This is a genomic window from Bradyrhizobium cytisi, from assembly GCF_008123515.1.
Lineage (GTDB): Bacteria > Pseudomonadota > Alphaproteobacteria > Rhizobiales > Xanthobacteraceae > Bradyrhizobium > Bradyrhizobium cytisi.
This window is the reverse complement of the sequence record NZ_VSSR01000132.1, coordinates 1-9,087: the sequence shown is the minus strand read 5'-3', so window position 1 is coordinate 9,087 and position 9,087 is coordinate 1. Positions and strand designations below refer to the sequence as shown.

Genomic DNA, 9,087 nt, shown 5'->3' with positions numbered 1-9,087 from the left:
GGGTTTGTGCCTGTTCGCCAACTACGTGCATTCATACTACAGCTCCTTCAGCTTCAGTTGAGGGTTTTGGCACTGTTGCCGTCTTGAAGGCGGCGGCTCGATCGACAAGACGATTCCATCGACTGCATTGCTTGCGCGGCAGGTTCGATGCGGGAATCTCGTAGAGGCAATAGTGCGCATTGTAGGCATGCCGGGCGACGAGTCCATGTTCGGCCCACCTGGCGAGAGTCGTTTCGTGGATGTTAAGGCGCGCAGCCGCTTCTCGTTTTGTCAGCATTCCGCGATCTCGTAGTCGGTCATAGCGCGAGCGCAGGCCGTACCGATGGACAAGATAGGCGACCAGCAAGGCTGTGAAGCGGGCATCGTGGCGGCCGCGCCGCGCTGATCCTCCCGGGCGATATCCTTGCTCGTTGAGGAGTTCGGCGATCTCCGAATAGATGTGTTTGTCGAGGAGCTTATCGACCAATTCGACTATACCGGGCGGCGTCTTCACCTGCTGCGCCGATGATTTCGGGCTCATAGTGGAAAGCGTTTGGATTTTGCCGCCCTTGAAGCGGACGTGAATCTTGGTGGTGCCTTCCGCCGGCATCTTGATGAGGGTGGCATCCTCGATGAGGTGGGCGAGCAGCCGTTTGCGTTCGCGGTCCGGCGTATCCGGATCTGCCCAAAGCTTGTTGAAGTCGACTGTCATCGCGATCAGCCGCTTGCGAACGGCTTCATCGAGAATGAGCTGATCCTGCTCTCGTGCGCGCTCTCGATCTTCGCGGGCTTTGGCCAACACGCGGAGCTTCTCGTTCCATTCACCTTCGAGCGTGTCGGCGACGAGACGATTGTTTGGGTCGACCAACATGAAGCGGCGCTGGGCAAGATCGGCTTCGATTTGGGCCCGTTCGATCGCGCGACAGCGCAACCGGTCTGCTTCCTCATACCGGACTTCGATCTCCCTGCGGATCTCGAGCGTCAACTCGACGGCGGCCGGCGTCATCTGTTCGGCAATCAGCATGCCGATGGCGTTGTCGATCGGAGGCCCGGCGATTGACTGACAGTTTGGTTCGCCGCGATAGCCGTGAGCGCGATCACAGACGTACCAGGCATCCAGCCGTCCACGCCGGGCAGTGTAGCGGATACGGAAGTGCTTACCGCATAGCCCGCATACCGCCCGTCCTTGCAGCAGCGCCGTACCTTCTCGCGGAGGCGATGCGCGCGCCACCTCGTATCCCCGACCATTGGTCTCGAGAATTTTGAGATTCTCCTGGAATCGTTCCCAGCTGATGTAGCCGGGATGAGCATTTGGGATGCAGGCCAGCCAATCATCGTGGTCACGCTTCCGCTGCACGGTCTTCTTGCCGTCGATGGCTCGTCGATAGCGCCGCCGTCCATAGACGTAGCAGCCGGCGTAGCGTGGGTTGTTCAAGACGCGTATTGCCGTCGATGCGGTCAATGGCCGAAAGACCGTTCTCTGGCTGTTGCGCAGACGCGAGGGAAACAGAAGGCCTTCCTTGCGAAAGGCTTTGACGGTTTGGCATGCAGAGCCCACGCGAGAGAACGTGTCGAAGAAATGGGCGATCGTCTCACTGACCTGCGTGTCGGGATCGAGCGTCACGTTGCCGGATTGGTCATAGATCAGGCCGGTTGGAAGGGTGCAGCGATACTCGCCGCGCCTGACCTTGTTGAGGATTCCGCCGCGTAGCCGTGCTTTGATCACGTGCAACTCAGCCTCGCTCATTGTTCCCTTGAGGCCGAGCAGGAGCCGGTCGTTGAAGCTTGTCGGATCGTACACGCCATCCTCGTCGAGGATCAGAGTGTCAGCGAGCGCGCAGATCTCCAGCAAACGCTGCCAGTCGGCATTGTTCCGCGCCAGCCGGGAGACCTCCAGGCCCATGACGATGCCGGCGCGTCCCATGCCGACGTCGCTGACTAGCCGCTGAAAGCCCTCGCGCCAGGCGGCCGATGCGCCGGACTCGCCCTGATCATTGTCAACGACGATGATTTGCTCGTCGCGCCAGCCGAGAGCCGTTGCGCGTCCGCGAAGCGCATATTGCCGCTTGGTACTCTCGACGTTCTCAACGACTTGTCGCATCGAGGACTGGCGAATGTAGAGGTAGGCACCCCGTTCGAGGTGGTGAGGCTGCACTTTGAGGGACTCCTTCATGGCGTTCTCCGCTCGGGTGTGCTCATCGCCATTGTCGCGAGCACGTAAACGACAGCTGTGCGCTCGTTACGCGGCACTGGTGGAGTACGCGATGCAACTGACTGTTGAACGGGGCCTGCGGCGGCCAGCGTCTGCGCCCACCCCCACATGCCCCGGCGCAAAAAAAGCATGAGGCCACTGCGGGCCGTAGGCGGCAGCGCTTCGCCGAGAGCTGCCATACGCAGCACCTCATACTGGGCCGCAATGGTCCGACCGCGGAGGGCGCCGAGCCGCCGCCATGTGTAGCCTCATCGTCTCTGCCAAGATGAAGGACGTCGACCCTCAGACTTGGCTCGCCGATGTACTCGCTCGCATCGCCACCCACCTCGCCCACACGCTCGATGAGCTGCTGCCCTGGAACTGGAAGACTGCGCAACAGCAAGGCCTTGCGGCGCAGGCGGCTTGATGGGGCACACCAACAAAGTCAGCCACGTGTTCACTCTCAGCCATGTCGCTGAGATGCTCGGTGAAGACGAGGAATGGCTGTTCGAGGTCGCCGAAGAAATGGACACCGAGGATGGCCAGCTATGGGTCGTCGGCGTCGGTGAAGACGGAGTGATGGCGTTCACCGATGACGGGATCGAGAACCTCAAAGAGCTGATCGCAATCCATAAGGACACCCCCAGCATCATCGAAAAACGCCGCCAAGCGCTCGCCGCGATGATGAAGCCGAAGACCGAAGAGTCCGACGAGATCTAACCGCTAACCCGATAGATCAGCGCGCTTGCGGCCTACAGCGCATGGTTACTTTGCGGATCGCCATTGGGCAGCGGCTTCGGCCACTTCTCCTTTCTACTCTTTGGTTCCGATGCGCTCCAGCACCTTCCTACTGCCGATATCCGACGCCGAGCAGTTCATTGTCGCGGAGTCTGGGGGACTCCTCGCATAATCGCGTTTGAAAGGTGTTGAGGGAGGCTTCTGCGATGCCGTTCGACTGTGGCGACCGACTGGGGTGAAGCACAATCTGAGGCCAAGGGCCGCCGCCATATCGAGCGATGCACGCCGAGCCATTGTCGAAGACCACTCGATAGAACACCGTACTTTGTTGGGTTCAAATTGCCGCTCGACCCAGACGAACATCACGTCGCGCATCATTTCACTCATACCGTGGTGACCGTTTCGGCGATCACCTTCCGATCGCAGGCATCAATGGCAAACAGCACCCGGACGATCTAGCCGTGGCGGCGCCAACACCGGCTCGCTTGGCGACGGCCAATATCGACGTACCCGCTTGCATTGTCTCCTCGAACAGTCGGATCTTCTCAGCAGTCGGCCACCGATGTCGGCGCTCGCCAAGGTGATCACTTAACCCGCCTTGGACGAGCATTTTGGTCGGCATACCCAGGCATAGGCGTATGCCTATGCCTTATCCAGCTACGCTGCCTCTCCGGCGATCAATGAACCTTACCGGTCAGCATTTCCCAAGAACATGCTCAGTTTCTCGGCCGGACAATGGATACCTGTGTTGGCTAGTCGGAGGAGGCCGACTATGTGGCCTCGATCGGCAAAAGCCGCATTGTCACACAAACATAAGCATCCTTCCTGGGCCGCTTTTTATTCCGAGCGCAATTTGCAACTTTCTGGCGCTGAAGCTTTTCTGGCCATGGAATTCCGTCAGCGAGCTGGGTCGGAACCTACATAGCGGAAACGAGGAAATAGCTGTTAATCCGGCTTCGCCGCATGAGAGGATTTGCTAAGGCTCTGCCTCTGCCTCTCTCAATTGGCATGGCACTGGTTTCACATTTCTAAAACGATGTACTCACTTTCCACCGAGACGCTGAAAGTGTCTGCGACATACGGCCCGTTCTCGAGCTCGGCGCCGGATTGTACCTTCACATCATACGACCTCGTCTTAACAGATTGTGGGCTGCAGTACGACTGTCCGGAGCGAATGTCGAACTCCCAACCGTGCCAGGGGCATTTGATGATTTCTCCCTCCCGTGAATATCGAAAGCACCCCGGCGCGTTGGACTGAAGAATGCCTGTAAGTAGGCCCAGACTCAATTTGGCCCCGGAGTGTGGGCATCGGTCAAGCAAGGCGAAGTATTGCCCGTCTCGATTGAAGACTACGATTGGACGGCCCTTAACAACTAGTGCGAGTCGTCCCCCATTCGGGATATCGCCCACGGATCCGATGATATGCTTAGCCATTGCCGAACTCGAACCGGTACAGTTCCTCGGCGTTTGCGCTGTAGATCATCCGGCGCTCCCAGTCCGAGAGGGAGCATTTGAACGCCTGTTTGGGATCGTCCCAGTCCCAGTGGGGATAATCAGATGCAAACAGAAAACGATCCCAACCAAACCAGGACATCACATCACGGAGATCATTCGGTCTCTCAGGCTCATCCATGGGCTGCGTTGTGATATATACGGCTTGCTTTACGTATTCGGATGGAGGTCGCTTCAGATGCGGTACTTCATCACGCATGCGAAGCCACTGACGATCTGCGCGCCAGCACCAAGCACTGATCCACGCAAATCCCCCCTCAACGAGCACCACCTTCAGCTTCGGAAAGCGCTCGAAAGCTCCCTCGAAGACAAAGCTCGTAAGAAGCTCACGATGAACAAAGCTAAACCGATGGTGGCTCTCCTGATAGAACGATGGCCAACCGGCTCCGCCAGGGGAACCGCTGTCGCCACTTAGATGTAATCCCAACGGCAGACCATGTCGAACTGCCGCTTCATAGATTGGCCAATAGCGTTTACGGCCCAGTGGCTCGACCCCACGGCACGTCATAGAGATCTGAACGAAGTCCGTCTTACCGGCCCACATCTCAATCTCCGCAATCGCGCCTTCTACATCTTCGCCGTTGACGAGCAGACTCCCCTTCAATCGCCGATCCTTTTGCGTCCACTCATTATATTGCCATTGATTGACGGCGCTACACAGCGCCGTTCCGAACTCCAGATTTCGTTCCATCATTCCGTCCGGAGACAACACGAACAGAATGCCGTAGTCGATGCCGCACGGGTCGAGATATTGCTTTTGCATGAAGGACAGCGACGATCCCGGCGGTCCACCTTCCGGGGGCCAGGCATCGCGCCGAGAAATGGCGGGGTTTGCCTGCGGGAACCTCGACGCGCCGACGAACGGCACCCGAAACCGAACTCCGTAGTCTTCAAGATGCAGCTTCCACCGCTGACTTAGGTAAGGATACAAATCACTGTATGAGCGCACCGCCGGATGGATGTCACAGTCGACTCTCCGCTGCTTGATCTTCGCAGCGCCTTGGAGAGTGGGCCGCTCGATCCGCTTGTTCATTGTTGAAGTCTCCGCAAACGAGGATAGGTCTTCAAGGGATTCTCAACGCAGATTTTGTTGACCAGCTCATTGGAGATACCGCCCGGCAGCGCGCTACTGCCGTCGAAATGATGATGCGGGTAATCGGTGGAAAAGAGGATCATCTCTTCAGATCGGAGCTGCTCTAAGGCTCGTCCAAAGGTGGCGGACTCGAGGGGAGCATCGATCGGCTGCAGCGTGAATCGAAAACAGTCGCGAATAATGTCAGCCGGTGATCTATCAACCCACGGCGTCTCGAACCGCATACCCCGCCAGGATTTCAACGCACGCCACATGAAAGATGGCAACCAGAGAAAGCCAGATTCAGAACACACAAACTTTAGTTGAGGAAATTTGGAACAAATCCCGTGAGTAATAATACTTAATATCTGAGACTGGAATATACTGGTATGATCAACGTATTCCGCGAGAAAAAACGATTGCCATCCGAGAGACGAAGGAGCTTGTTTGTAATTGCTTCCCGCGTGTAGCGCGATCGGCAGGCCGTGCTTCGTCGCCGCTTCATAAATGGGCCAGTAGAATTTTTGTCCAAGCGCCAACTCAGTCGAGGCGATCATCAGCACTTGAACGAAACGCTCATTTGGAGCCCATCTTTCGATTTCCTCGACGGCCCCGCCCGGATCCTGCGGAGTAACCACAATGGACCCATAAAGTCGCCTATCGTAGGGCAACCACTCCTCCGCAATCCATGCGTTGAGGGCTCTCGCAAATGCCACTGCCATTCCTTCATCTGCAATGGCCTGGACGCCGTATAGCGGATTAAGTATCGCCGCCCGCGTTCCGAAAGGCACAACTCCGTTTCTAATCAATTCCTCAGGCTGTGAACCTGGCAGCCCTCCTGAGCGACGCCAGTCAGAGCGGCAGAGAGCTGGGATGTTCGGAGGGAAGCTTGAGCTACTAAAATCCTGAAGCTCCAGTCCCCGTTCGGCGACTTGCCTTCGCCAATGCTCATCCATGTACGGGAGAAGGGAACTGAGACTCGGCACCGCCGGGTGAATGTCACAATCGATGCAACCAACGTCCAGCTTGTCAGGAATTGACATAGTGCCGGTGGGAAGGACGCCATCAGGTTGCATAGCAATTACTCCGCTAGAGTTCCTGCGCAATCTGCTCTAATCGGCTTACGTTGCTTTACACTAGGTCACCGGACATATTGCAGATTTCCATGACCACCGAGAACCTGTTCCGTCCCACATTTATCGAGATTGCTCCTGGACACAAGGTGCAGATTAAAGCGAAGAGGATCAGCACAAGCTGCCTCAAGCATGCGCCCTTCCCTCGAGGTGGCGTCATCCCTTGCTGGCCCGCGTTCGCGAATATATTGGGACGGCAGGTTAAGCTCTACACGTCGTGTATCCGAAACCCTTCACCAAATCGCGCGCCCCCTTCGAGCGCTAGGTATCGCTCTCTGAGCCTCAGATAACCACGTCGTCTCATATTGCCACATGGCAACGCGAGAGCATTGGGCGCTCTCATACGGGGACAGAAGGGAAACTCAAGCGTGTCTCAATCTCTGTGGCGGATGGACATCCGCTGTGGGGCAGTCCAACGTCCAGCGTGAAGCGGCCGCAAAAAGCTTCGAGCATGTCGCCATCAGCAGTGTCTTTGCCGCGCCTCACCCGCGGCCATTCTTCAGCGCTTGCTGTTCAGATTGACCGTGCATGAGACCTGGTCGCGCTGGATAGCCTTCGTGAGCGGACATGTGCCGTCTCCCCGGCGACGCAGAATAGGTCGACCACTAGCGAGGGCCTCATTCTAGTTACCTGAAACTAAAGTACACCATATAAAGTCTGCTTGACTTTGTGGCAATTTCGGCGCGAAAGCCGTCGCCATCGTGGCCTTTGTCTCCAATGAGGGAAGACATGGGCGGCGCGAGCTCAAAAGGGCCGGCCCTGCGGCAATATCTGCGGCTTGTCCCGGAGTGAGATGAAATGCGCAAGGTTTGCAATCAGGGTCGCTCAGCGCGTGGATTTTCGTGGTCCGCCCGCCGCGCGAGCGGCCGATCGCCTGTTCATGCTCCCCCTTTTCCGCCGCTCGCCGATCGATGCGCTTTGATCGAGGTGGAGTCGATCGACAAAGTCACGCCGTCCTTGCCGCAGCGGGCGAGCGCTTCAAAGATCGCCTGCCAATGTCCGCGCTTAGCCCAGCGATTGAACCGATTGTAGATCGTCGTGTAAGGGCCATAGTCGGGCGGGCAATCGCGCCAACGTGCGCCGCGCTGGAGCATGTGAATGATACCGCTGATGATGCGTCGATTGTCATCGCGCGCCGGGCCCGTCTGGTTCGTCTGGTTCGTCGGCAGATGCGGCTCTATCTGAGCCCACTGCTTGTCGTTGAGCCAGAACAGTCCTTTGCGCATCGAAATCCTCCACGCCGAATCAACTCGGTACGAAAGAATCAGAAGCAGTTAATTAGGCACAGACCCTAGCATTACAGTTGGTGCGCCGGGAGACCGGCAAGGAGTAGGTGGTGGAAGTCCAGTACGATGAAGGAGTAGCGATCCACGTCGGCCCCGAGCCGTGCGTAGGCACCCGTGAGGGTGTCGGCGAAGCGTCGGCAGGGGAGTGCATAGGCCAGCCATTGAGCCGCGAAAGAATGTTCTCCCGAGAGCCGACGCTGTCAACTGAGCGGAAGGCAACACGAAGGGCTGCGATAGCGCGAGCGCCCAGTCGTTTCGGCGTGGTCGCAGACCCTGGCATGTGCAGAAGCTTCTTGTATGGGAACCGGGAGCTCTCTCGGTCGGCCAGATGCTCACTGAGCAACCTGGTCCGCGGCGGGAAGGCGAGGAGCCGTAGCCGCTGATGCACGATCAAGAGAAGTCTGACTCCGGCATAGTAGCTGCGAAGCAGGAGAACAAAGCCGGGCGACCGGTGGCGGAGCCAAGGCCGGGGACCAAGGGGAACGAGGGCCAGCAAAGCACGCACCGGGCACAGTACCGGGCTCGCGTGACCCAAGCGCTGGACCGCGTACGGAAAGCCGCAAGGCAGAAGAAGAAGGAACGGTTCACCGCACTTCTCCACCATATCACTGTCGATACACTCCGGACGGCGTTCTATGCGCTTCGGCGCAAAGCCGCCCCCGGCGTGCATGGCATGACGTGGCAGGACTACGAGGCCGACCTTGAGCCCCGGCTCAGGGAACTGCACGAACGGGTCCATCGTGGCCGCAACAGCGCTTCGCCGTCACACACCCAAGGTAGGAGCCGGATGTCTTAATTGGGCTCGTCCGGATCTGTGCGGGGGGCGCTCAGCAATGAGCGTCCCTACCGCGATCGTTTTTGATTTGAAGTGGGCGCGTGAGCGGCAGCCTGGTGAGCTCTGCGCCAGCAAGACCATGCGATGATGTGTGCGGGTCGAATCCGCTTTCGAGCAAGTCTGATAGCGATGCGGCGGATTTCCTGGATTGACCAGCAGATCAGTGGCGCCGTGGTTATGCTTTGGCTTCTGCCGGGGGGCGCCGTTTCGTTTTTTTGGGCGGTGGCGGGTTAGCGCGATGTCGGATCGCGGCCATCATGGCGAAGGCGAGCATCACCAGGGATACGTGACGGTGCCAGCCATGCCAGGATCTGCTCTCGTTGTGATCGAGCCCGAACTCG

5 protein-coding genes and 3 pseudogenes are annotated in these 9,087 nt (G+C 58.2%); 2 read left to right on the top strand and 6 right to left on the bottom strand.

What is annotated here, in order from left to right; genetic code table 11:
• Window positions 1–31: 31 nt before the first annotated feature.
• Complete coding sequence (locus FXB38_RS41515; protein ID WP_148756637.1) at window positions 32–2,152, bottom strand: recombinase family protein; 2,121 nt, start codon at window positions 2,150–2,152, stop codon at window positions 32–34.
• Window positions 2,153–2,399: 247 nt separating this feature from the next.
• On the opposite strand from FXB38_RS41515, the pseudogene FXB38_RS41510 reads away from it, so the two are divergent.
• Together FXB38_RS41510 and FXB38_RS41505 are read left to right on the top strand one after the other, a co-directional pair.
• Window positions 2,400–2,597, top strand: a pseudogene (locus FXB38_RS41510) (transposase domain-containing protein); the annotation flags it as partial.
• Window positions 2,597–2,890 (top strand): hypothetical protein, encoded by a 294-nt coding sequence (locus tag FXB38_RS41505; protein ID WP_148756638.1) that lies wholly within the window; start codon window positions 2,597–2,599, stop codon window positions 2,888–2,890. The pseudogene FXB38_RS41510 and the gene FXB38_RS41505, both read left to right, overlap by 1 nt.
• A 1,038-nt stretch (window positions 2,891–3,928) precedes the next feature.
• Here the strand turns inward: FXB38_RS41505 and FXB38_RS41495 are convergent.
• From FXB38_RS41495 to FXB38_RS41465, 5 genes and pseudogenes are all read right to left on the bottom strand, one after another.
• Window positions 3,929–4,342: a Rieske (2Fe-2S) protein gene (locus tag FXB38_RS41495; RefSeq protein WP_148756635.1), complete on the bottom strand. Its 414-nt coding sequence runs from the start codon at window positions 4,340–4,342 to the stop codon at window positions 3,929–3,931.
• Window positions 4,335–5,453 carry an amidohydrolase family protein gene (locus FXB38_RS41490; protein ID WP_148756634.1) on the bottom strand — a complete coding sequence of 373 codons (1,119 nt, stop codon included), beginning with the start codon at window positions 5,451–5,453 and terminating at the stop codon, window positions 4,335–4,337. Before FXB38_RS41490 ends, FXB38_RS41495 begins: the two co-directional genes overlap by 8 nt.
• Window positions 5,450–6,568 carry an amidohydrolase family protein gene (locus FXB38_RS41485; RefSeq protein WP_148756633.1) on the bottom strand — a complete coding sequence of 373 codons (1,119 nt, stop codon included), beginning with the start codon at window positions 6,566–6,568 and terminating at the stop codon, window positions 5,450–5,452. The genes FXB38_RS41490 and FXB38_RS41485 overlap by 4 nt, the downstream gene beginning before the upstream one ends.
• Window positions 6,569–7,281: 713 nt before the next feature.
• A pseudogene (locus FXB38_RS41480) lies at window positions 7,282–7,851 on the bottom strand (IS5 family transposase); the annotation flags it as partial.
• A gap of 1,070 nt (window positions 7,852–8,921) precedes the next feature.
• A pseudogene (locus FXB38_RS41465) lies at window positions 8,922–9,087 on the bottom strand (IS701 family transposase); the annotation flags it as partial.